General features: G+C 53.0%; 22 protein-coding genes. 15 read left to right on the top strand and 7 right to left on the bottom strand.

Annotated elements, in window-relative coordinates; genetic code table 11:
* The first annotated feature begins 14 nt into the window (after positions 1-14).
* The 8 genes from cheR (at position 15) to HV041_RS06570 (ending at position 8,241) form a co-directional block, all read left to right on the top strand.
* Positions 15-881, top strand: coding sequence for a protein-glutamate O-methyltransferase CheR (cheR, locus tag HV041_RS06535; RefSeq protein WP_048211354.1), 867 nt, complete (start codon positions 15-17; stop codon positions 879-881).
* Positions 878-1,927, top strand: a complete 1,050-nt coding sequence (locus HV041_RS06540) for a chemotaxis response regulator protein-glutamate methylesterase (protein ID WP_005127683.1) — start codon at positions 878-880, stop codon at positions 1,925-1,927. The genes cheR and HV041_RS06540 overlap by 4 nt, the downstream gene beginning before the upstream one ends.
* Before the next feature lie 17 nt (positions 1,928-1,944).
* On the top strand, positions 1,945-2,334 hold the full coding sequence (cheY, locus tag HV041_RS06545; RefSeq protein WP_005127682.1) for a chemotaxis response regulator CheY: 390 nt from the start codon (positions 1,945-1,947) through the stop codon (positions 2,332-2,334).
* A gap of 10 nt (positions 2,335-2,344) precedes the next feature.
* Positions 2,345-2,989: a protein phosphatase CheZ gene (cheZ, locus tag HV041_RS06550; RefSeq protein ID WP_040232409.1), complete on the top strand. Its 645-nt coding sequence runs from the start codon at positions 2,345-2,347 to the stop codon at positions 2,987-2,989.
* Positions 2,990-3,157: 168 nt separating this feature from the next.
* Positions 3,158-4,309 (top strand): flagellar biosynthesis protein FlhB, encoded by a 1,152-nt coding sequence (gene flhB, locus HV041_RS06555; protein WP_061068085.1) that lies wholly within the window; start codon positions 3,158-3,160, stop codon positions 4,307-4,309.
* Positions 4,302-6,380: a flagellar biosynthesis protein FlhA gene (gene flhA / locus HV041_RS06560; protein WP_048211356.1), complete on the top strand. Its 2,079-nt coding sequence runs from the start codon at positions 4,302-4,304 to the stop codon at positions 6,378-6,380. Before flhB ends, flhA begins: the two co-directional genes overlap by 8 nt.
* Entirely contained in the window at positions 6,380-6,772 is a 393-nt protein-coding gene (gene flhe, locus HV041_RS06565) for a flagellar protein FlhE (RefSeq protein WP_121584754.1), read from the top strand. The genes flhA and flhe overlap by 1 nt, the downstream gene beginning before the upstream one ends.
* A 329-nt stretch (positions 6,773-7,101) precedes the next feature.
* A complete protein-coding gene (locus HV041_RS06570; protein WP_121584753.1) occupies positions 7,102-8,241 on the top strand; it encodes a glycoside hydrolase family 105 protein in 1,140 nt (379 codons plus the stop codon).
* On the opposite strand, the gene mrdA is transcribed toward HV041_RS06570, so the two are convergent.
* Positions 8,213-10,150 (bottom strand): penicillin-binding protein 2, encoded by a 1,938-nt coding sequence (gene mrdA / locus HV041_RS06575; RefSeq protein ID WP_121584752.1) that lies wholly within the window; start codon positions 10,148-10,150, stop codon positions 8,213-8,215. The genes HV041_RS06570 and mrdA overlap by 29 nt on opposite strands.
* 278 nt (positions 10,151-10,428) lie before the next feature.
* Positions 10,429-12,162, bottom strand: coding sequence for an arginine--tRNA ligase (gene argS, locus HV041_RS06580; RefSeq protein ID WP_101742217.1), 1,734 nt, complete (start codon positions 12,160-12,162; stop codon positions 10,429-10,431).
* Positions 12,163-12,400: 238 nt separating this feature from the next.
* Here argS and HV041_RS06585 point away from each other — a divergent pair, with 238 nt between their 5' ends.
* Positions 12,401-12,967, top strand: a complete 567-nt coding sequence (locus HV041_RS06585; RefSeq protein WP_048211361.1) for a VOC family protein — start codon at positions 12,401-12,403, stop codon at positions 12,965-12,967.
* 2 nt (positions 12,968-12,969) lie between these two features.
* Complete coding sequence (gene cutC / locus HV041_RS06590; RefSeq protein ID WP_048211362.1) at positions 12,970-13,716, top strand: copper homeostasis protein CutC; 747 nt, start codon at positions 12,970-12,972, stop codon at positions 13,714-13,716.
* Positions 13,717-13,936: 220 nt separating this feature from the next.
* Here the strand turns inward: cutC and cmoB are convergent, their stop codons facing one another.
* From cmoB to HV041_RS06615, 5 genes are read right to left on the bottom strand one after another with little or no spacing between them, the layout of a single operon-like run.
* Positions 13,937-14,905, bottom strand: a complete 969-nt coding sequence (gene cmoB / locus HV041_RS06595; protein ID WP_048211363.1) for a tRNA 5-methoxyuridine(34)/uridine 5-oxyacetic acid(34) synthase CmoB — start codon at positions 14,903-14,905, stop codon at positions 13,937-13,939.
* Positions 14,902-15,645 carry a carboxy-S-adenosyl-L-methionine synthase CmoA gene (cmoA, locus tag HV041_RS06600; RefSeq protein ID WP_121584751.1) on the bottom strand — a complete coding sequence of 248 codons (744 nt, stop codon included), beginning with the start codon at positions 15,643-15,645 and terminating at the stop codon, positions 14,902-14,904. Before cmoA ends, cmoB begins: the two co-directional genes overlap by 4 nt.
* A gap of 40 nt (positions 15,646-15,685) precedes the next feature.
* Positions 15,686-16,081: an MAPEG family protein gene (locus HV041_RS06605; RefSeq protein WP_121584750.1), complete on the bottom strand. Its 396-nt coding sequence runs from the start codon at positions 16,079-16,081 to the stop codon at positions 15,686-15,688.
* Positions 16,082-16,133: 52 nt separating this feature from the next.
* Positions 16,134-16,952 (bottom strand): DUF72 domain-containing protein, encoded by an 819-nt coding sequence (locus HV041_RS06610; protein WP_048211365.1) that lies wholly within the window; start codon positions 16,950-16,952, stop codon positions 16,134-16,136.
* Positions 16,949-17,515, bottom strand: coding sequence for a hydrolase (locus tag HV041_RS06615; RefSeq protein WP_182294111.1), 567 nt, complete (start codon positions 17,513-17,515; stop codon positions 16,949-16,951). Before HV041_RS06615 ends, HV041_RS06610 begins: the two co-directional genes overlap by 4 nt.
* 287 nt (positions 17,516-17,802) lie before the next feature.
* Between HV041_RS06615 and aspS the strand changes: the two genes are divergently transcribed.
* The 5 genes from aspS (at position 17,803) to ruvA (ending at position 22,040) form a co-directional block, all read left to right on the top strand.
* Complete coding sequence (gene aspS, locus HV041_RS06620; RefSeq protein WP_061068079.1) at positions 17,803-19,575, top strand: aspartate--tRNA ligase; 1,773 nt, start codon at positions 17,803-17,805, stop codon at positions 19,573-19,575.
* A 1-nt stretch (position 19,576) separates the two neighbouring features.
* Positions 19,577-20,020 carry a dihydroneopterin triphosphate diphosphatase gene (gene nudB, locus HV041_RS06625; protein WP_040232398.1) on the top strand — a complete coding sequence of 148 codons (444 nt, stop codon included), beginning with the start codon at positions 19,577-19,579 and terminating at the stop codon, positions 20,018-20,020.
* Between the two features lie 28 nt (positions 20,021-20,048).
* The gene (locus HV041_RS06630) at positions 20,049-20,792 is read left to right on the top strand and encodes a YebC/PmpR family DNA-binding transcriptional regulator (RefSeq protein WP_003833836.1); all 744 of its coding nucleotides are present in this window, start codon (positions 20,049-20,051) and stop codon (positions 20,790-20,792) included.
* A gap of 34 nt (positions 20,793-20,826) precedes the next feature.
* Entirely contained in the window at positions 20,827-21,348 is a 522-nt protein-coding gene (gene ruvC, locus HV041_RS06635; protein ID WP_003034867.1) for a crossover junction endodeoxyribonuclease RuvC, read from the top strand.
* 80 nt (positions 21,349-21,428) lie between these two features.
* Positions 21,429-22,040, top strand: coding sequence for a Holliday junction branch migration protein RuvA (ruvA, locus tag HV041_RS06640; RefSeq protein ID WP_016153412.1), 612 nt, complete (start codon positions 21,429-21,431; stop codon positions 22,038-22,040).
* Positions 22,041-22,043: the final 3 nt, after the last annotated feature.

Here is a 22,043-nt window from a genome sequence, read left to right on the forward strand (position 1 = left end):
ATTGAGAAGGCGCTATGACATCATCTCTGCCCTCCGGGCAAACGTCATTATTGTTACAGATGACACAGCGCCTCGCGCTGTCTGACGCGCATTTTCGTCGGATATGTCAATTAATCTACCAGCGCGCGGGGATCGTGCTGGCCGACCACAAGCGGGACATGGTCTATAACCGCCTGGTTCGCCGGTTGCGTACCCTGGGACTGGATGATTTTGGTCGCTATCTCAGTATGCTGGAAGCCAACCAGAACAGTGCTGAGTGGCAGGCTTTTATTAACTCCCTGACCACCAATCTGACCGCTTTTTTTCGCGAAGGGCATCACTTTCCTGTGCTGTCTGACCACGCCCGTCGACACAGCGGTGAATATCGCGTCTGGAGCGCGGCAGCGTCTACCGGAGAAGAACCTTACAGTATTGCGATTACGCTGGCCGATACCCTGGGTATGGCGCCGGGTCGCTGGCGTGTTTTTGCGAGCGACATTGATACTGAGGTGTTGGAAAAGGCAAGAAGCGGTATTTACCGTCTTGACGAGCTAAAGACGTTGTCGCCACAACAGCTGCAACGTTATTTCATGCGTGGTACCGGGCCTCATGAAGGGCTGGTGCGCGTACGGCAGGAACTGGCAAGCCATGTTGAGTTTTCCAGCGTGAATTTACTGGACAAAAAATACAACGTGCCAGGCCCGTTCGACGCCATATTCTGTCGTAACGTCATGATCTATTTTGACAAAACGACTCAGCAGGACATTTTGCACCGTTTTGTTCCACTCCTTAAACCTGACGGACTGCTGTTTGCAGGTCATTCAGAAAACTTTAGCAACCTCGTGCGCGAGTTTAGCCTGCGCGGGCAGACGGTGTATGCGCTAGGTAAGGATAAAGCATGAGTAAAATCAGGGTATTGTCGGTTGATGATTCTGCATTGATGCGTCAAATCATGACCGAGATTATTAACAGCCACAGCGATATGGAGATGGTTGCGACGGCACCTGATCCTTTGGTTGCGCGGGATCTCATCAAAAAATTTAATCCCGACGTTCTGACGCTGGATGTTGAAATGCCGCGCATGGACGGCCTCGATTTTCTTGAAAAGTTGATGCGTCTGCGTCCGATGCCCGTGGTGATGGTCTCTTCACTGACTGGCAAAGGGTCTGAGGTCACGCTGCGGGCCCTGGAGTTGGGGGCAATTGACTTTGTCACCAAACCTCAGTTGGGGATCCGCGAAGGAATGCTGGCGTATAGCGAGATGATTGCGGAGAAAATCCGCACTGCATCGCGCGCAAAACTGGCCGCCCACAAACCCACGGCAGCGCCAGCGACCTTGAAAGCAGGACCGTTACTCAGTTCGGAAAAACTGCTGGTTATCGGCGCATCAACCGGAGGAACAGAGGCAATTCGTCATGTACTCCAGCCATTGCCGCTTTCAAGTCCCGGTATTCTTATTACCCAGCATATGCCGCCAGGATTTACCCGTTCGTTCGCCGAACGTCTGAACAAACTGTGTCAGATAACCGTGAAAGAGGCTGAAGACGGAGAACGTGTGCTTCCTGGGCATGCGTATATCGCGCCTGGCGACAAGCATATGGAACTGGCGCGTAGCGGGGCGAACTACCAGATCAAAATTCATGATGGCCCGCCGGTTAACCGGCATCGGCCTTCAGTGGATGTGCTGTTCCATTCGGTGGCGAAACATGCGGGGCGCAATGCCGTCGGGGTGATCCTGACAGGTATGGGCAACGATGGGGCCGCCGGAATGTTAGCGATGAACCAGGCTGGCGCCTGGACCATCGCGCAAAACGAAGCAAGTTGTGTGGTGTTCGGCATGCCGCGCGAGGCCATCAATATGGGTGGCGTAAGCGAAGTGGTCGATCTTAGCCAGGTAAGCCAGCAAATGCTGGCGAAAATCAGTGCCGGACAGGCAATACGTATTTGAATCAGGAGTTTATTTTTATGGCGGATAAAGAGCTTAGGTTTTTGGTTGTGGATGACTTTTCCACCATGCGTCGCATTGTGCGTAACCTGCTGAAAGAACTGGGTTTTAACAACGTTGAAGAAGCTGAAGATGGCGTAGACGCGTTGAACAAACTGCAGGCAGGGGGATTCGGATTTGTGATTTCCGACTGGAACATGCCTAACATGGACGGTCTTGAACTGCTGAAAACCATTCGTGCTGACGGCAGTATGTCTGCCCTGCCGGTGCTGATGGTGACGGCAGAAGCGAAGAAAGAAAACATTATTGCGGCAGCACAAGCGGGTGCCAGTGGTTATGTTGTAAAACCGTTCACCGCGGCGACGCTGGAAGAAAAACTCAATAAGATCTTTGAGAAACTGGGCATGTGAGGATGTGATGATGATGCAACCACAAATTAAACCTGTTGACGAACACTCGGCAGGGGACATCATTGCGCGCATCGGTAGTTTGACCCGAATGCTGCGCGACAGCCTGCGTGAACTGGGGCTGGATCAGGCCATTGCCGAAGCGGCGGAAGCCATTCCTGACGCGCGCGATCGCCTGGACTACGTTGTACAAATGACTGCACAGGCGGCAGAGCGTGCGCTGAACAGCGTAGAAGCTTCACAGCCGCATCAGGATGCCATGGAAAAAGGGGCAAAAGACCTGACCAAACGCTGGGATGAATGGTTCGAAAATCCGATTGAACTGTCCGATGCCCGTGAACTGGTCACTGATACCCGCCAGTTCCTTGGTGATGTCCCCGGTCATACCAGCTTTACCAATGCCCAATTGCTGGACATCATGATGGCGCAGGATTTCCAGGATCTCACCGGTCAGGTTATCAAGCGCATGATGGATGTTATCCAGGAGATTGAGCGTCAACTGCTGATGGTGCTGCTGGAAAACATTCCGGAACAGGGCGCTCGTCCTAAACGCGAGAACGAAAGCTTGCTGAACGGTCCGCAGGTTGACACTTCTAAAGCCGGCGTAGTGGCTAGCCAGGATCAGGTCGACGACCTGCTGGATAGCCTCGGTTTCTGATGTGTATTTGCCGGATGCGGAAGGAAACTTCTCATCCGGCTTACATGTTATTCATCGGCAATTGGCGTTAAAGCCATAAATCCCGTCTTTTTTACCGCTTACTCTTCCCATTGTTGCATGGCTGTTCTGGCATCATTCACGCCTATATCTCTATCCAGGGTCTGATGCGTGGCAGAAGAAAGCGACGACGACAAAACAGAAGCCCCCACACCCCACCGACTTGAAAAAGCACGGGAAGAAGGGCAGATACCCCGATCCAAGGAGCTAACCTCACTGCTTATTTTGCTGGTGGGCGTGTGCATCATCTGGATTGGTGGGGAGTCACTCGCCCGCAGACTGGCCGGTATGCTGTCGGCCGGATTACGTTTTGACCACAGTATGGTCAACGACCCAAACTTGATCCTGAGTCAAATCATTTTGTTGATTAAAGACGCCATGATTGCGTTGTTGCCGCTGATTACCGGGGTTGTGCTGGTGGCATTGATCTCCCCGGTGATGCTTGGCGGCTTGATCTTCAGTGGTAAATCGCTGCAACCCAAATTCTCAAAGCTGAATCCGTTACCAGGTATTAAGCGTATGTTCTCGGCGCAAACCGGGGCGGAGCTGCTCAAAGCCATATTAAAATCCACGTTGGTGGGTAGCGTAGCGGGCTTCTATCTCTGGCACAACTGGCCGGAGATGATGCGCCTGATGGCCGAATCCCCGATTACGGCGATGGGTAATGCGCTGGATTTAGTCGGTATGTGCGCATTACTGGTGGTGCTTGGCGTCATCCCGATGGTGGGGTTTGACGTCTTTTTCCAGATTTATAGCCACGTGAAAAAACTGCGGATGTCGCGTCAGGATATCCGTGACGAATTTAAAGAAAGCGAAGGTGACCCGCACGTTAAAGGCAAAATTCGCCAGATGCAGCGTGCGGCCGCGCAGCGCCGCATGATGGCGGATGTGCCGAAGGCTGATGTTATTGTGACCAACCCTACGCACTATTCGGTTGCCTTGCAGTACGACGAAAACAAAATGAGCGCGCCAAAAGTTGTGGCTAAAGGGGCCGGGCTGGTGGCATTGCGTATTCGAGAGATTGGCGCGGAGCACCGTGTCCCAACGTTAGAAGCTCCGCCGCTGGCGCGTGCGTTATATCGCCATGCTGAGATCGGTCAGCAAATACCTGGCCAATTGTATGCCGCCGTTGCCGAAGTGTTGGCATGGGTATGGCAGCTAAAACGCTGGCGTCTGGCTGGCGGCACACCGCCACCACAACCTGGAAACCTTCCGGTGCCTGAAGCACTGGATTTTATGAACGAGAAGAATACTGATGGCTAATCTGGTCGCGATGCTGCGTCTGCCCGGCAACCTGAAATCCACGCAATGGCAAATTCTTGCCGGGCCGATCCTCATTCTGCTGATCCTGTCGATGATGGTGTTGCCGCTTCCGGCCTTCATCCTCGATTTACTGTTCACCTTTAACATTGCGCTGTCGATCATGGTGCTGTTGGTGGCGATGTTCACTCAGCGCACGCTTGAATTCGCCGCATTCCCAACGATTCTGCTGTTCACCACTTTGTTGCGCCTGGCACTGAACGTCGCGTCAACGCGTATCATTTTGATGGAAGGACATACCGGTGCCGCGGCGGCAGGTAAGGTGGTGGAAGCCTTTGGTCACTTCCTGGTCGGCGGTAACTTTGCTATCGGTATCGTGGTCTTCGTCATTCTCGTCATCATTAACTTTATGGTTATCACCAAAGGTGCGGGACGTATCGCGGAAGTGGGTGCGCGCTTCGTGCTGGACGGGATGCCGGGTAAACAGATGGCGATTGACGCCGATCTGAATGCGGGATTGATTGGTGAAGATGAAGCCAAAAAACGCCGTTCTGAAGTGACACAGGAAGCCGATTTTTACGGCTCCATGGACGGTGCGAGTAAATTTGTTCGTGGGGATGCCATCGCCGGTATTCTGATTATGGTCATCAACGTGGTGGGCGGTTTGCTGGTTGGGGTGTTGCAGCACGGTATGAGCATGGGCAGTGCGGCAGAAAGCTATACCCTGCTGACCATCGGTGACGGGCTGGTAGCCCAGATCCCTGCGTTGGTTATCTCAACGGCGGCGGGGGTTATCGTAACCCGCGTGAGTACCGATCAGGACGTGGGTGAGCAGATGGTCACCCAGTTGTTCAGCAACCCAAGCGTTATGCTGCTTAGTGCGGCGGTCCTCGGTTTACTGGGGCTGGTACCGGGAATGCCAAACCTGGTGTTTCTGATGTTTACCGCGGCATTGCTGGGGCTGGCTTGGTGGATGCGCGGACGCGAGCAAAAAGCGCCAGAAGAAGCTCAGCCGGTGAAAATGCCGGAAAACAACTCGGTGGTGGAAGCTACGTGGAGTGATGTTCAGTTGGAAGACACGCTGGGAATGGAGGTCGGGTATCGCCTGATTCCGATGGTGGACTTCCAACAGGACGGCGAATTGCTGGGGCGTATTCGCAGCATTCGTAAGAAATTTGCCCAGGATATGGGGTTCCTGCCGCCAGTGGTACACATTCGCGACAATATGGATCTGCAACCTGCCCGCTATCGTATTCTGATGAAAGGGGTCGAGATTGGTAGTGGTGATGCTTACCCTGGGCGCTGGCTGGCTATCAACCCAGGTACCGCGGCCGGATCGCTGCCAGGGGAGAAAACAGTTGATCCTGCTTTTGGTCTGGATGCTATCTGGATTGAAAGCGCGCTAAAAGAGCAGGCGCAAATTCAGGGCTTCACCGTTGTCGAAGCCAGTACGGTCGTTGCCACACATCTGAACCATCTGATTGGCCAGTTTGCCGCAGAGCTTTTTGGTCGCCAGGAGGCGCAACAGTTATTGGATCGAGTTTCACAAGAAATGCCAAAACTGACAGAAGATCTGGTGCCGGGTGTGGTCACACTGACCACACTGCACAAAGTGCTGCAGAACCTGTTGGATGAAAAAGTCCCTATTCGTGATATGCGCACCATTCTTGAAACGTTGGCGGAACATGCCCCGTTACAGAATGATCCGCATGAACTTACCGCAGTGGTGCGTGTGGCGCTTGGACGGGCGATTACTCAGCAGTGGTTCCCGGGTAACGAGGAAGTTCAGGTTATCGGACTTGATACACCGCTTGAGCGTCTGTTGTTGCAGGCGTTACAGGGCGGTGGGGGCCTTGAACCTGGTCTGGCAGACCGGTTGCTGGCACAGACGCAGGAAGCACTGTCGCGTCAGGAAATGTTGGGTGCGCCGCCAGTATTGCTGGTGAATCATGCGCTGCGACCTCTCCTTGCGCGTTTTTTACGCCGCAGTATTCCGCAGTTGGTGGTGTTGTCGAATATGGAGCTTTCCGATAACCGCCATATCCGTATGACCGCGACCATTGGAGGTAAATAATGCGTAAATTTCTTTGGCTGTTGCTTTTTCCACTGGCGGTACAGGCCGCCGGGGAAGGGACATGGCAGGCAAGTGGTATGGGGATTACCTTAAATTATCGTGGGGAGTCGGCTTCATCTTCGCCTTTGGTTCCCAGCCAGCCCGTTTCCGGTCTGATGACGCTGGTCGCCTGGCGCTATGAATTAAATGGTCCTACGCCTGCGGGGTTACGTGTGCGCTTATGCTCTCAATCCCGTTGTGTCGAACTGGATGGACAAAGCGGTACCACCAATGGCTTTAATAATGTCCCTGCAATTGAACCAATGCACTTCGTCTGGGAAGTGCCTGGTGGCGGTCGCCTGCTCCCTGCCTTGCAGGTTCAGAGCAATCAGGTGATTGTGAACTACCGTTAATTCCCTTCTTTACGTCGGCCAGCAGGCGAAACTGCTGGCCACCTCGCAGTTCTGATCAACCATCCCGATTAAAAAGAAACGCTGTTTTATAAAATCAGTGACCTGTGTTATCGGACTCTTTGTGCTATTGCCATTTCGCAAAAACCCCTGGCAGAAACAAAAAGGTTTCCCCTGCGGTTAGCTTTTACTGTGGCCCGGTAATGATACCCAATGTTTACGAAGCACTTTAGGGTAACAACACACAGGGTTATCCGAATCGTAATAAACCTGCCGCGCCGAAACTGGAACAGGGCGCAGCATTGAATTCGACACTGACAGAGGTTAAGGAAATGATTGTTTACCCGGTTAAACACAGTCCATTGTTGCGTCAACCAGAACATTTTATTGCCAGGGATGAATTAAAAACGCTCATTAAAAAGGTGACGCATAACCTGGTCAATATTCATGATGAAACGGGCGAGTTCTTGCTGCGGCTGGATGACGGACGTGTTATTGATACCAAAGGCTGGGCCGGATGGGAGTGGACGCACGGCGTTGGCCTATACGGAATGTATCAGTATTATCAGCAAACTGGCGATGCAACGATGCGCGATATCATCGACAGCTGGTTTACCGAACGCTTTGCGGAAGGCGCAACAACCAAAAACGTTAACACCATGGCCCCGTTTTTAACGCTGGCATATCGTTATGAAGAAACGCGTAATCCGGCGTACCTGCCGTGGCTCGACAACTGGGCGGAGTGGGCAATGCATGATATGCCCCGCACCGAGTTTGGCGGTATGCAACACATCACGCTGGCAGAAGAAAATCATCAACAGATGTGGGATGACACGCTGATGATGACGGTGCTGCCGCTGGCGAAAATTGGCAAGTTGCTCAATCGTCCAGAGTATATCGAAGAGGCCACATATCAGTTTCTGCTGCATGTACAAAATCTGATGGATAAGAAAACGGGGCTGTGGTTCCACGGCTGGAGCTATGTGGGGCGGCATAACTTCGCAAACGCCCGTTGGGCGCGTGGTAATAGTTGGCTTACGATGGTGATCCCGGACTTCCTTGAGCTTATCGATTTGCCGGCAAACAGTGCCGTTCACCGTTATCTGGTGCAGGTTCTCAATGCGCAAATTGCAGCTCTGGCGGAATGTCAGGATGAGAGCGGGTTGTGGCACACCTTACTGGACGATCCTCAGTCATATCTGGAAGCCTCCGCAACGGCTGGATTCGCTTACGGTATTCTCAAAGCGGTGCGTAAACGCTATGTCGGGCAGGAATATGCGGGGGTGGCGGAGAAAGCTATCAGAGGTATTGTGCAACACATTTCCCCTGAAGGGGAGTTGCTACAAACCTCGTTTGGCACCGGCATGGGGCACGATCTCGATTTCTACCACAACATCCCACTCACCTCTATGCCTTACGGGCAGGCAATGGCAATGCTGTGCCTTACCGAATACTTGCGTAAATACTATTAATCGTGTCGTTCGCTGACGCCGTGCTGACCGGGCCTGGTTGTTCTGCGGCATCGGGTTGCCCGCTGTTGTCCTGCGGCGCAAACAGATGGTCCATGATTTGACGCATGACTGGCGCGGCGGTAACCCCGTCGCTGCCGCCGTTTTCCAGAATCAATGCGATGGCGACTTTTGGATTCTTATACGGCGCAAATGCGGTATAGAACACATGGTCACGCAGTCGTATGGGGATCATCTTCGCATTGTAAGTCTGGTTTTCTTTCAGACTAAAGACCTGTGATGTCCCACTTTTGGCTGCGATGCCATAAGGTGCCGTATGGAAAAATTTATACCCGGTACCGTTTGGTGCATTCGCCATGCCGAACATCGCCTGACGCACCAGTCCCCAATAGGGTGATGAAGCAGAAGCAATTTGTGTGGGTGCCTCCGGTGCCTGATAGTGAGTGATTGATTTGCCGCTTTCTTCATCCTGTAGCAGGTGAGGGGCAATAACTTTCCCGTTGTTAATCAGTGCGACCATCGCTTTTACCATCTGAATTGGCGTGGCAATCCAGTAGCCCTGGCCGATGCCGACCGAAATGGTATCTCCCTGGTACCAGGCTTTTTTATGCACCCGTTGTTTCCAGTCGCGGCTTGGCAGCAGGCCGTTGTACTCTTCATCAAGATCGATGCCGGTCGGTTTGCCGTAGCCAAACTGGCTAAGCATGCTGTTAATGCGGTCAATTCCCATCATATACGCCACCTGATAAAAGAACGTGTCGGCAGACTCTTCAATCGCTTTGGTGACATCCAGCATACCGTGGCCGGTTTTCTTCCAGTCCCGGTAATGTCGCTCGGTGCCGGGGAGCGTCCAGGTGGGCGCGCCGAAGAAGCTGGTCTGCGGCGTGATCACGCCGTCCAGTAACGCTGACATCGCCATGTACGGTTTTACCGTTGAGGCAGGAGGATATAACCCTTGGGTGACGCGGTTAATTAATGGCAGGTCTTTATCCTGCAACAGCGTGTTGTAATCCTGGTAGCTGATGCCTTTGACAAACGGGTTCGGATCGTAGCTGGGGTTTGAGACCATTGCCAGCACGGAGCCATCATGGGGATCTTCCACCAACACCGCGGCGCGTTGGCCCACCAGCAGGCTTTCAATGTATTCCTGCAAGTGTAAATCCAGCGTCAGATGGATATCTTTGCCGGCGACAGGGGGAACGTCTTTAATCAAACGTACAATACGCCCGTGATTATCAACTTCCACTTCCTGATAACCCGTTTTGCCGTGCAGATCATTCTCGTAGTAGTGCTCAATGCCCTGTTTACCGATGTTGTGATCGGCGGCGTAGTTCTCTGCCAGTCCTTTTTTATCCAGTGCTTTCAGATCGCTATCGTTGATTTTTGATACGTAGCCAAGTACATGTGCCAGTGCCGCCCCATAAGGATACTGGCGATCTTCGTAGCTATTGATGGTCACGCCGCTGAAATGGAACTGGTTCACAGAAAAACGGGCAATTTCTACATCGGTCAGCGCATTTTTAAGTACTACCGGCCGATAGCGGCTACTGGCCTTCAGTTCATGGCGAAACTGGTCAATATCATCTGGCGTGAGGTCAACAATCGGCGTGAGTTGTTTCAGCAGGGCGTCCATATCGCTGATTTTATAAGGCGTAACAGAAATGTCGTACCAGGTGACATTTCGTACCAGCGGGATACCGTTGCGATCATAAATGATACCGCGCGTTGGGGCGACGGGCAGCATTTTGATGTCGTTTGCATCCGATCGGGTGGTGTAATACTGGTGTTGACGGATTTGTAAGTTGTAGAGGTTATAAATCAGGATGCCAAAACAGATGACGACCAGGCCAAAGGCCACCATTACACGCCGCTGGAAAAGTTTTTCTTCCGCCTCAAAATCTCTGAATGTCATTGACCCGTACCCGATTAATTCGCCGCCTAATGATACGGAGGAGTAAACGGGATGACAGGCAAAAAATGTTCCATCCCTCTACGGAAATGTGTCATTCCTTGTGAGTTGTTACAAATTACAGTGAACGTAGTCGTGCCGGATAAGGCGTTTATGCCGCCATCCGGCAAGGTGCGCCTGACCGCCTGATGGCGCTTCGCTTATCAGGCCTACGAGGGAGGTCATTCGGGAAAATAAAAAAGCCCGCGACATAGCGCAGGCTTTCACATCACTCGAGGTGATTACATGCGTTCTACGGTTTCGATACCCAGCGTATCCAGACCCAGCTTCAGGGTTTTCGCCGTCAGCTGTGCCAGTTTCAGGCGGCTGTTACGAATTTCTTCGTTTTCAGCGCTGAGGATCGGGCAGTGTTCGTAGAAGCCAGAGAACAGGCCGGCAACGTCGTACAGATAAGCGCACATCACGTGCGGTGTACCTTCACGTGCAACAACGGTCAGCGTTTCTTCAAACTGTAGCAGGCGGGCGGCCAACTGAGCTTCGCGATCTTCGTTAATAATCACCTGCGCATTTGCCAGCGCGCTTTCGTCGATATCCGCTTTACGGAATACGGACAGTACGCGGGTATAAGCATACTGCATGTACGGCGCGGTATTGCCTTCGAACGCCAGCATGTTGTCCCAGTCGAAGATATAGTCGGTGGTACGGTTTTTCGACAGATCCGCATATTTCACCGCGCCGATACCAACGGCATTCGCCAGTTTTTCCAGCTCATCAGCAGGCATGTCCGGGTTCTTCTCGGCCACCAGACGACGTGCGCGCTCCAGCGCTTCATCCAGCAGATCGGCCAGTTTTACCGTGCCGCCCGCACGCGTTTTGAACGGCTTACCGTCTTTACCCAGCATCATGCCGAACATATGGTGTTCCAGCGGTACGGAGTCCGGCACATAACCGGCTTTACGCACGATGGTCCAGGCCTGCATTAAATGCTGATGCTGACGGGAGTCGATGTAATAGAGGACGCGGTCGGCGTGCAGCGTTTCGTAACGATACTTCGCACAGGCGATATCGGTCGTGGTGTAGAGATAGCCGCCATCTTTCTTCTGAATGATAACGCCCATCGGTTCGCCTTCCTTGTTCTTATACTCATCAAGGAATACGACGGTAGCGCCTTCGCTTTCAACAGCCAGACCTTTCGCTTTGAGATCGGCCACAATGCCCGGCAGCATCGGGTTGTACAGGCTTTCGCCCATCACGTCGTCACGGGTCAGAGTCACGTTCAGACGGTCATAGGTTAACTGGTTCTGCGACATAGTGATGTCGACCAGTTTGCGCCACATCTCGCGGAAATATTCGTCGCCGCCCTGCAGTTTCACCACATAGCTACGGGCGCGCTCGGCGAAGGCTTCATCTTCGTCGTAATGTTTTTTCGCATCACGGTAGAAACCTTCCAGATCGGCCAGCGCCATCTCACCGGCATTTTCCTGCTGCTGTTTTTCCAGCCATGCGATGAGCATACCGAACTGAGTGCCCCAGTCGCCGACGTGGTTAGCGCGGATAACATTGTGACCAAGGAACTCCAGCGTACGTACCGCAGCGTCGCCGATGATGGTGGAGCGCAGGTGACCCACGTGCATTTCTTTCGCGACGTTAGGTGCGGAGTAGTCAACCACAACGGTTTGTTTAGCCGGTTGGGTAACGCCCAGACGATCGGAGGTCAGCGCCTGCTGAACATGCTGCGCCAGAAATGCCGGATCGAGAAAAATGTTAATAAAGCCCGGGCCCGCAATTTCAACTTTGCTGGCGATCCCGTTGAGATCCAGATGAGTCAGCACCTGCTCAGCCAGTTGTCGCGGCGCCATACCCAGTTTTTTCGCGACAGCCATCATGCCGTTAGCCTGATAGTCGCCGAACTGTACTTTTGCTGACTGACGAACCTGCGGTTCGCAATCTGCAGGCGCGCCTGCAGCAATCATGGCCTGACTGACTTTTTCTGAGAGAAGAGCCTGAATATTCACCGGAATACCTTACATTTATGAAGCGGCTTAAAATTGACCGCACCAGTTTAAGAATTAAGGGCGGGAGTATACTGCAAATGCCCGTTGCCGTCAGCATTGCGAGTACCGCCAGCAGCCTGAAATATAAACATTGTTATTACGTATAATTATTCATATCGCGCTTAAGAAAATCAGCAGTTGGTTGGGGCTGCGCAACAGGGTAAATTAGCCGCTTTGAACATGGATATGAGCTTTCATTATGGCGAACTGGCAAACAGTTGCAGAACTGCATGATATTTCCGCAGATTTACCGCATTTCATTCAGGCGTTAACGGATCTTTCCACTCGCCTTGGGCTGGATGTCTCATCGCTTGAAGCCGATCACATTTCTCTGCGCTGTCATCAAAATACCACCGCAGAGCGCTGGCGTCGGGGATTTGAACAGTGTGGCGAACTGTTGTCAGAAAATATCATTAATGGCCGACCGATTTGCCTGTTCAAGCTTGATGAACCCGTTTGTGTGCAACACTGGCAATTTACCATCGTAGAGCTGCCATGGCCGGGCGAAAAACGCTATCCACATGAAGGCTGGGAGCATGTTGAAATAGTTCTGCCGGGTGACGTGGAGACGTTGAATGCGCGAGCGCTGGCGCTGCTTTCTGATGAAGGATTGAGTCAGCCGGGGATTTTCGTGAAAACCAGCTCGCCAAAAGGAGAGCGTGAGCGTTTACCGAATCCGACACTGGCGGTCAGTGATGGCAGCGTCACCCTCAAATTTCATCCGTGGTCAATTGAAGCGATTGTCGCAAGCGAGCAACAGGAGTAAATATGACATTGCTGGAAATCTGCTGTTACAGCATGGAGTGCGCGCGCACGGCGCAGCAAAACGGCGCGGATCGTATTGAACTGTGCTCGGCGCCCAAAGAAGGAGGCTTAACGCCGTCGCTGGGGGTGTTGCGCTCTGTACGCCAGCACGTCTCTATTCCCGTTAATCCCATTATCCGTCCGCGTGGGGGCGATTTTTGTTACACCGACGGTGAATTTGCCGCGATGCTTGATGATATCGCGATGGTCAGAGATTTAGGTTTTTCAGGGCTGGTGACCGGCATTCTCGATGTGGACGGGAATGTCGATATGCCACGTATGGAAAAAATAATGGTTGCTGCGGGCCCGCTAAATGTCACGTTTCATCGGGCCTTCGATATGTGCGCCAACCCATTAAATGCGCTGAATAAATTGTCCGATTTAGGCGTCGCCAGAGTACTAACTTCCGGGCAAAAATCAGATGCAGCGCAAGGTTTAACAAAAATAATGGAACTTATTGAGCAGGTGGATGCTCCAATCATTATGGCCGGAGCGGGGGTTCGCGCCGCGAATTTATCCCTGTTCCTCAACGCTGGAGTGCAGGAAGTCCACAGTTCTGCCGGAGTATGGCTGGCTTCACCCATGCGGTATCGCAATTCGGGGTTGTCGATGTCTTCGGATACGCAGGCGGATGAATATTCCCGCTATGCGGTTGACGGGGCGGCGGTTGCTGAAATGAAGGCAATCATTGCGCACCACCAGGCCAGCTGATTTTTACCGTTGCATCATGTCGCCCAATATGATGCTTGCTCGTACCAGGCCCCTGCCAATTCAACAGGGGCCTTTTTTTCTCCTTCATATTTCAAGCCGCAGCAGCGTTGGCCGCCTTGCTCACCCCGGTCACGTAGTTATCTACGCTCCCGGGGATTTGCTGCGTTGCCGCCTTGCTGCAACTTGAACTATTTTGGAGAAACGGTGCTCCGGCAATCCATTACGGTTTACGTGCAATCAATACCGCGCGCAGTGGGGCGGGGTAGCCTTCCACCGTCTTGCTGTGGTCGTTCGGGTCAAGGAAGTCGGCCAGCGATTCGGTTATCATCCATTCGGTGCGACGTTGTTCTTCGGTAGTGGTCACACACACGTCGGCGATACGAACATCGACAAATCCGCATTTTTCCAGCCAGTTTTTAAGCGCCAGTGCGGATGGAATAAAGTAGACGTTACGCATTTGCGCGTAGCGATCGCCTGGTACCAGAACGGTATTTTCATCACCTTCGACCACCAGCGTTTCCAGCACCAGCTCTCCGTCTTTTACCAGTTGATCTTTCAACTGCCAGAGATGTTCCAGCGGTGAGCGGCGGTGATAAAGCACGCCCATAGAGAATACGGTATCAAAGGCGTTGAGCGCCGGAAGCTGCTCAATACCCAGCGGCAGCAGATGCGCGCGCTGATCGTTACCCAGCAGTTTACGTACCGCTTCAAACTGACACAGGAACAGCTGCGTAGGATCAATGCCAACCGCTAGATGCGCCCCCGCGCCAATCATGCGCCACATGTGGTATCCGCTGCCGCAGCCAACATCAAGAATGGTACGTCCGGTGAGGTCAGACAAATGCGGCAGAACGCGATCCCACTTCCAGTCGGAACGCCATTCGGTATCAATATTGACGCCGTACAGCGAATATGGACCTTTGCGCCACGGCATGAGATGACGCATCAGCGTATCAATCCGTTTGATCTGTCCTTCGCTGAGCGGCTCCTCGCTTTCGGCAGTCACGCTATGCAGTAAATCCAGACGATGTGGCGTCAGTTCCGGCAGAAACTCCACGGCATTCGACCACTGCTTAAACAAGCCGTGTTGATCGCGCTGCCAGGTCGCGATTTGCGCTGGCAGCGTTTCCAGCCAATGGGAAAGATGATTTTTGGCAATCAGCTGATAAAAGTTACCAAAGTCGATCATGCGCTAGCCTCAGCTTTCAATGCCACCAGAGAGCCAAAGTTGAAGCACTGGAACCATAATTCGCTGTGCTCAAAGCCGGCCTGATGCAGTCGCGCTTTATGCGTTTCGACCGAGTCGGTCAGCATCACGTTCTCCAGCATGCTGCGCTTCTGGCTGATTTCCAGTTCGCTGTAGCCATTGGCCCGTTTGAAGTCGTGGTGCATGTTGAACAGCAGCTCGCCAACGTTAGCGTCTTCGAAACTGAATTTTTCAGACAGCACCAGCGCACCGCCGGGGTTTAACCCCTGATAAATCTTATCCAACAATGCCTGGCGCTCAGGTGGTTCAAGGAATTGCAGGGTAAAATTCAGCACCACCATCGAGGCGTTTTCGATAGTTATGTTGCGAATATCGCCTTCGACCACGTCAACAGGCGTGGGGGCTTTATAGGCATCGATATGACGACGACAGCGCTCAACCATGGCCGGGGAGTTATCGACGGCAATAATTTTGCAATTCTCATGATGGATATTGCGACGTACCGAGAGCGTCGCCGCGCCCAGAGAACAGCCCAGATCGTAGACCTGCGTGTTGGGTTGCACGAAACGTTCGGCCAGCATGCCAATCATCGAAATGATATTGGAATAACCAGGAACGGAACGCTGGATCATATCCGGGAAGACTTCAGCTACCCGTTCATCAAAGGTCCAGTCACCCAGACTGGCGATAGGCGCAGAAAAAAGCGTGTCGCGGTGAGACATAACGTAAAAATCCGGGAAAAATAAAGTGGCGTATTGTGCGCTAATGCAGGGAGAAAACCAACTCCCAGGGCATATACCAAAGATTCGCCAGCACCATTAGCAACAGTGAACACCAGGTGGCGCTCATGCCGGAACGGCGCCAGCGGAAAAGACGGTAGTGGAATCCGTAATAATGCATCAGTCGCCCGGCAATCAACATCAGCCCGCAAAGATGCACCATCCACGTTTCTGCGCCGTTCATTTCCATAAATAACAGCAGCACTAATGCAACGGGAATATATTCCACCGCATTACCGTGAATGCGGATAGCGCTTTGCAGCTCACTAAAGCCGCCATCACCATAGGCAACGCGATATTGCATGCGCAGGCGAACGACGTCAAAGGAGAACTTTATTAACAATAACGCACCCAGGACGGCATAAAGCGCGCTTACCATACAAACTCCCTTTTAAAATGGCTGCTGGCATTGACTATGATAGGTGGCATTTTCAGAAAAGAGAAGATTGCTGTGGAATCGACGGTGCTGATCCGATCTCTGGCAGGGCACTACGTAAATCTGCCCATAGCGTGTCTACCAGCTCAGGAGCCTGTGCGATATCCGGCGTGTGCAAAAACAGGTATGGCGTGCTGGTCTGTTGCCAGAGTGGCAACTTTGCCAGCCAGGCGGCGAAAAATGCCCGGTTCTGAGCCATATCATCGCTACCGATAAAACGGACCATCGGGTGGGTTGCCGTCACCACCGCATGCACCGGGACCTTAGGTTTCTTACGTTGAGCATCGCGTATCGCTTCCGTGTGTGGGATCGCGGCATGGACCGGACGGCTGTCTAAAATGACCCGATTAATTCCGCGTTCATGCAGACCCCGATTGAGCCGGATCTCTGATTCACCTTTCGCAAAGAAATCCGGATGACGAACCTCGACACCGTAGGTAAACGTTTTAGGGAGGGCATCGAGGAATTGCCACAGGGCAGGGAGGTCACGCGGGCCGAACGTGGCAGGTAGCTGCAACCAGTATTGTCCGATACGGGCATCCAGTGGCGACATGCGCGCGAAAAATTCCTGTACCAGGTCATCACAATTACGCAGCGCAGCCTGATGTGAAATGGTGGCCGGAAACTTAAAACAAAATCGAAACGCATCGGTGGTCTGTGCATGCCAGCGCGCAACAATCTCGGCTTTTGGCAGTGCGTACAGCGTGGTGTTGCCTTCCACGCAGTTAAAGTGGCGGGCATATTCTTCCAGACTGGTGATCCCCAGACGCACCCACTTTGGGTGCGACCACTGGGGTAAGCCGATATAGATCATAACGCTTGCAGGATCTCGTCCACGCGGCGTACGCGGGCAATGCGCGGGAATATGTGCGTCATGCTGCCCTGATGTTGCTCAGTGCTGGCGGCGCTACAGGCATTTTCTGCAATGATCAGATTAAAACCCAACTCCCAGGCGTTACGCGCGGTGGATTCGACGCCGATATTGGTGGAGATCCCGCAAAGGACGATGGTGTCGATACCACGACGGCGCAATTGCAGTTCCAGGTCAGTACCGTAGAATGCTCCCCACTGGCGCTTGGTGACCTCCAGGTCTGTCGCACACTTTCCCAGCGCTTGCGGGTATTCCCACCAGTTGTCGGGTAATGCTTTGGCTGGCGCTTGGGCATCAACCGGTTGTTTTAGCGCGTCGGCATAATCCGCAGACCAGCCGACGCGAACCATCACCACTGGTGAACCGTTAGTACGGAATTTTTCCGCCAGTTGTGCCGCGCTGGCGACGACGTCGTTTGCCGAATGAGGCCCACCCGCGAAAGGCAGGATCCCTTCCTGTAGATCGATGACGACAAGAGCGGTTGTTTTTGCGTTCAGTTCCAGCATGGTGACTCCAGTAAAAAAAGATTTCCGTTACACCTTAATCGCGAATCTGTGTGAAAGGGGCGACAATTTTTGTTATTTTTTGTGAGATTACGCAATACCCGCTTAGGAAACACGCGTACAGTCAGTACCGGACTGAGAGTCTATCCCAGTAGGCTCTTATCGTGCGGCAGAATTTCCAGTATAATAGCCGCCTTTTTTCATTCAGTTGTGACATTCAGCTAAAGCTGCGACTTCGTCATCTGCCGGGCAGATGACAATCCGCCTGCGGCAAAGTTAAGGGATATCTCATGCGTACAGAATATTGCGGACAGCTACGTCTGTCCCACGAGGGGCAGCAGGTGACTCTGTGTGGTTGGGTCAACCGTCGTCGTGATCTTGGTAGCCTGATCTTTATCGATATGCGCGACCGCGAAGGTATCGTGCAGGTATTTTTCGATCCGGACCGTGCGGACGCGTTAAAGCTGGCCTCCGAACTGCGTAATGAGTTCTGCATTCAGGTAACGGGCACCGTGCGTGCGCGTGACGCGAAAAACGTCAACGCTGATATGGCGACTGGCGAAATTGAAGTGCTGGCCTCCGATCTGGTCATTATCAACCGTTCAGATTCACTGCCGCTCGACTCTAACCACGTAAATACTGAAGAAGCTCGTCTGAAGTACCGCTACCTCGATCTGCGTCGCCCTGAAATGGCGCAGCGCCTGAAAACGCGTGCCAAAATTACCAGCCTGGTGCGTCGTTTCATGGACGACCATGGCTTCCTCGACATCGAAACGCCGATGCTGACGAAAGCGACGCCAGAAGGTGCGCGTGACTACCTGGTACCGTCTCGCGTACATAAAGGTAAATTCTACGCGCTGCCACAGTCTCCTCAGTTGTTCAAACAGCTGCTGATGATGTCTGGCTTCGACCGCTACTACCAGATTGTAAAATGCTTCCGTGATGAAGACTTACGTGCTGACCGCCAGCCTGAATTTACTCAGATCGATGTTGAGACCTCCTTCATGACCGCACCGCAAGTGCGTGAAGTGATGGAAGCGCTGGTGCGTAATCTGTGGCTGGAAGTAAAAGGTGTGGACCTGGGCGATTTCCCGATCATGACCTTTGCTGAAGCTGAGCGTCGTTACGGTTCCGATAAGCCGGATCTGCGTAACCCGATGGAGCTGGTGGACGTTGCTGATTTGCTGAAATCTGTTGAATTCGCCGTGTTCTCTGGTCCGGCTAACGATCCGAAAGGGCGTGTAGCGGCTCTGCGCGTACCTGGCGGCGCTGCACTTAGCCGTAAGCAGATCGACGATTACGGTAACTTCATTAAGATCTACGGCGCGAAAGGTTTGGCATACATTAAAGTCACCGAGCGTGCGAAAGGTCTGGAAGGGGTAACCAGCCCGGTGGCCAAGTTCCTGAACGCTGAAATCATTGAAGCCATTCTGGAACGTACTGGCGCGCAAGACGGTGATATGATCTTCTTCGGCGCCGACAACAAGAAAGTGGTTGCCGACGCGATGGGGGCTCTGCGCCTGAAACTGGGTAAAGACCTGAACCTGACCGACGAATCCAAATGGGCGCCGTTGTGGGTTATCGACTTCCCAATGTTTGAAGACGATGGTGAAGGCGGTCTGACCGCGATGCACCACCCGTTCACCTCGCCGAAAGACATGACGGCAGCTGAGCTGAAAGCTGCGCCGGAAGATGCGGTTGCCAATGCGTACGATATGGTTATCAACGGCTACGAAGTAGGCGGCGGTTCTGTACGTATCCATAACGGTGATATGCAGCAGACCGTATTCGGTATTCTGGGTATCAACGAACAAGAGCAGCGCGAGAAATTCGGCTTCCTGTTGGATGCGTTAAAATACGGTACACCGCCGCACGCGGGCCTGGCGTTTGGTCTGGATCGTCTGACCATGCTGCTGACCGGTACTGATAACATCCGTGACGTTATTGCTTTCCCGAAAACGACGGCTGCCGCGTGTCTGATGACTGAAGCGCCGAGCCTGGCCAATGAAGCTGCGCTGGCGGAACTGAGCATTCAGGTTGTTAAGAAGGCCGAGAATAACTGATATGGCATATAAACAGCCTGTCTCGGTGTTAGTCGTGATTTATGCAAAGGACACCGGGAGAGTGCTGATGTTACAGCGACGCGACGATCCTGATTTTTGGCAGTCGGTCACCGGCAGCCTTGAAGAAGGTGAAACCGCGTCGCAAGCCGCCCTGCGCGAAGTAAAGGAAGAGGTCGCCATTGATGTTGCGCGTGAGCAACTGACCTTAATTGACTGCCAGCGCACGGTGGAGTTTGAGATTTTTAGTCATTTACGTCATCGCTATGCGCCAGGAATTGTACGTAATACGGAGTCCTGGTTTTGCCTGGCACTGCCCACTGAACGAGAGATCGTGTTCACCGAACATTTGACCTACCGTTGGGTTAATGCGCATGAGGCGGCACAGTTAACCAAGTCGTGGAGTAACCGGCAGGCGATTGAAGAGTTTGTAATTAACGTCGCCTGAGAAGGCGCGCTTTTTGGAGAGATTATTTATGGCAGGTCATAGTAAATGGGCCAACACCAGACATCGTAAAGCAGCGCAGGATGCTAAGCGCGGTAAGATCTTCACCAAAATCATTCGTGAGCTGGTGACGGCGGCTAAATTGGGTGGTGGCGATCCAGATGCTAACCCGCGTCTGCGCGCAGCGGTTGATAAAGCGCTGGCAAACAACATGACACGTGACACTCTGAACCGTGCAATCGCGCGCGGTGTGGGTGGTGATGAAGATTCCAACATGGAAACCATCATCTATGAAGGTTACGGTCCTGGCGGTACAGCCGTTATGATTGAATGTCTGTCTGACAACCGTAACCGTACCGTTGCGGAAGTGCGCCACGCATTCACTAAAACAGGCGGCAACCTCGGTACCGACGGTTCTGTCGCATACCTGTTCAGCAAGAAAGGCGTGATCTCCTTTGAACAAGGCGACGAAGACGCCATCATGGAAGCGGCACTGGAAGCCGGTGCTGAAGACGTTGTAACCTTCGACGACGGCGCGATTGACGTTTACACCGCGTGGGAAGAGATGGGTAAAGTTCGTGATGCACTGGAAGCGGCAGGTCTGAAAGCGGACGCGGCTGAAGTTTCTATGATCCCATCCACCAAAGCGGATATGGATGCAGAAACAGCGCCGAAACTGATGCGTCTGATCGATATGCTGGAAGATTGCGATGACGTGCAGGAAGTTTACCACAACGGCGAAATCTCCGATGAGGTTGCAGCTACGTTAGAATGATGTGGTTAAGCCATAAAATAACAGGAGATGCGTGATGTCTATCATTCTCGGCATTGATCCGGGGTCGCGCATTACCGGTTATGGCGTAATCCGTCAGGTCGGCAGACAGTTGACCTATCTCGGCAGTGGCTGTATTCGCACCAAAGTTGACGATCTCCCGTCACGCCTGAAATTGATATACGCGGGGGTGACGGAAATCATCACCCAGTTCCAGCCGGATTATTTTGCCATCGAGCAGGTCTTTATGGCGAAAAACGCCGATTCGGCGCTTAAGCTGGGGCAGGCGCGCGGCGTGGCGATTGTTGCTGCGACCAATCAGGATCTTCCGGTGTTTGAGTATGCTGCCCGACAGGTTAAACAAACCGTCGTCGGTATCGGCAGCGCGGAAAAAAGCCAGGTACAACACATGGTGCGTACGCTGCTCAAACTCCCGGCTAACCCTCAGGCGGATGCTGCGGATGCGCTGGCGATTGCCATTACCCACTGCCATGTCAGCCAGAACGCCATGCAAATGAGTGAGTCGAGGTTGAATTTAGCGCGCGGTAGGTTACGTTAGTGACAAATGAGGCTGGATATCTATCCAGCCTTTTTTTATGATAGCGCATTACCTTTTAGCCCTTAACGCAGGAGCGTCATGTGATAGGCAGACTCAGAGGCATCATTCTTGAAAAACAACCCCCACTGGTCCTTCTGGAAACGGGCGGGGTAGGCTATGAAGTGCATATGCCGATGACCTGTTTCTACGAGCTGCCGGAAGCCGGGCAGGAAGCGATCATCTTCACGCATTTTGTGGTGCGCGAAGACGCACAGCTGCTGTATGGCTTTAACAATAAGCAAGAGCGCACGCTGTTTAAAGAACTAATTAAAACCAACGGCGTGGGGCCGAAGCTGGCGCTGGCGATCCTCTCCGGTATGTCTGCGCAGCAGTTTGTCAATGCCGTTGAGCGCGAAGAGCTTGGCGCACTGGTGAAATTACCGGGCATCGGTAAGAAAACGGCAGAGCGATTGATCGTCGAAATGAAAGACCGTTTTAAAGGACTGCATGGCGATCTCTTTACCCCGGCGGCAGATCTGGTCCTGACCTCGCCGGCAAGTCCGGCAACGGACGATGCCGAGCAGGAAGCGGTTGCTGCGCTGGTGGCGTTGGGCTATAAACCACAGGAAGCCAGCCGCATGGTGAGCAAAATTGCCCGCCCTGATGCCAGCAGTGAAACCCTGATTCGTGAAGCGCTTCGCGCGGCGCTGTGAGGT

Origin of the sequence: Citrobacter sp. RHBSTW-00029 (assembly GCF_014104295.1) — a bacterium.
In the GTDB taxonomy this organism is placed as follows: Bacteria; Pseudomonadota; Gammaproteobacteria; order Enterobacterales; family Enterobacteriaceae; genus Citrobacter; species Citrobacter youngae.

Excerpts from the sequence above, each read along its gene's own strand:
- cheR (WP_048211354.1), top strand. The coding sequence starts at position 15 with ATGACATCATCTCTGCCCTCCGGGCAAACGTCATTATTGTTACAGATG.
- HV041_RS06540 (WP_005127683.1), top strand. The coding sequence starts at position 878 with ATGAGTAAAATCAGGGTATTGTCGGTTGATGATTCTGCATTGATGCGT.
- cheY (WP_005127682.1), top strand. The coding sequence starts at position 1,945 with ATGGCGGATAAAGAGCTTAGGTTTTTGGTTGTGGATGACTTTTCCACC.
- cheZ (WP_040232409.1), top strand. The coding sequence starts at position 2,345 with ATGATGCAACCACAAATTAAACCTGTTGACGAACACTCGGCAGGGGAC.
- flhA (WP_048211356.1), top strand. The coding sequence starts at position 4,302 with ATGGCTAATCTGGTCGCGATGCTGCGTCTGCCCGGCAACCTGAAATCC.
- flhe (WP_121584754.1), top strand. The coding sequence starts at position 6,380 with ATGCGTAAATTTCTTTGGCTGTTGCTTTTTCCACTGGCGGTACAGGCC.
- HV041_RS06570 (WP_121584753.1), top strand. The coding sequence starts at position 7,102 with ATGATTGTTTACCCGGTTAAACACAGTCCATTGTTGCGTCAACCAGAA.
- mrdA (WP_121584752.1), bottom strand. The coding sequence starts at position 10,150 with ATGACATTCAGAGATTTTGAGGCGGAAGAAAAACTTTTCCAGCGGCGT.
- HV041_RS06585 (WP_048211361.1), top strand. The coding sequence starts at position 12,401 with ATGGCGAACTGGCAAACAGTTGCAGAACTGCATGATATTTCCGCAGAT.
- cutC (WP_048211362.1), top strand. The coding sequence starts at position 12,970 with ATGACATTGCTGGAAATCTGCTGTTACAGCATGGAGTGCGCGCGCACG.
- cmoB (WP_048211363.1), bottom strand. The coding sequence starts at position 14,905 with ATGATCGACTTTGGTAACTTTTATCAGCTGATTGCCAAAAATCATCTT.
- cmoA (WP_121584751.1), bottom strand. The coding sequence starts at position 15,645 with ATGTCTCACCGCGACACGCTTTTTTCTGCGCCTATCGCCAGTCTGGGT.
- HV041_RS06605 (WP_121584750.1), bottom strand. The coding sequence starts at position 16,081 with ATGGTAAGCGCGCTTTATGCCGTCCTGGGTGCGTTATTGTTAATAAAG.
- HV041_RS06610 (WP_048211365.1), bottom strand. The coding sequence starts at position 16,952 with ATGATCTATATCGGCTTACCCCAGTGGTCGCACCCAAAGTGGGTGCGT.
- HV041_RS06615 (WP_182294111.1), bottom strand. The coding sequence starts at position 17,515 with ATGCTGGAACTGAACGCAAAAACAACCGCTCTTGTCGTCATCGATCTA.
- aspS (WP_061068079.1), top strand. The coding sequence starts at position 17,803 with ATGCGTACAGAATATTGCGGACAGCTACGTCTGTCCCACGAGGGGCAG.
- nudB (WP_040232398.1), top strand. The coding sequence starts at position 19,577 with ATGGCATATAAACAGCCTGTCTCGGTGTTAGTCGTGATTTATGCAAAG.
- HV041_RS06630 (WP_003833836.1), top strand. The coding sequence starts at position 20,049 with ATGGCAGGTCATAGTAAATGGGCCAACACCAGACATCGTAAAGCAGCG.
- ruvC (WP_003034867.1), top strand. The coding sequence starts at position 20,827 with ATGTCTATCATTCTCGGCATTGATCCGGGGTCGCGCATTACCGGTTAT.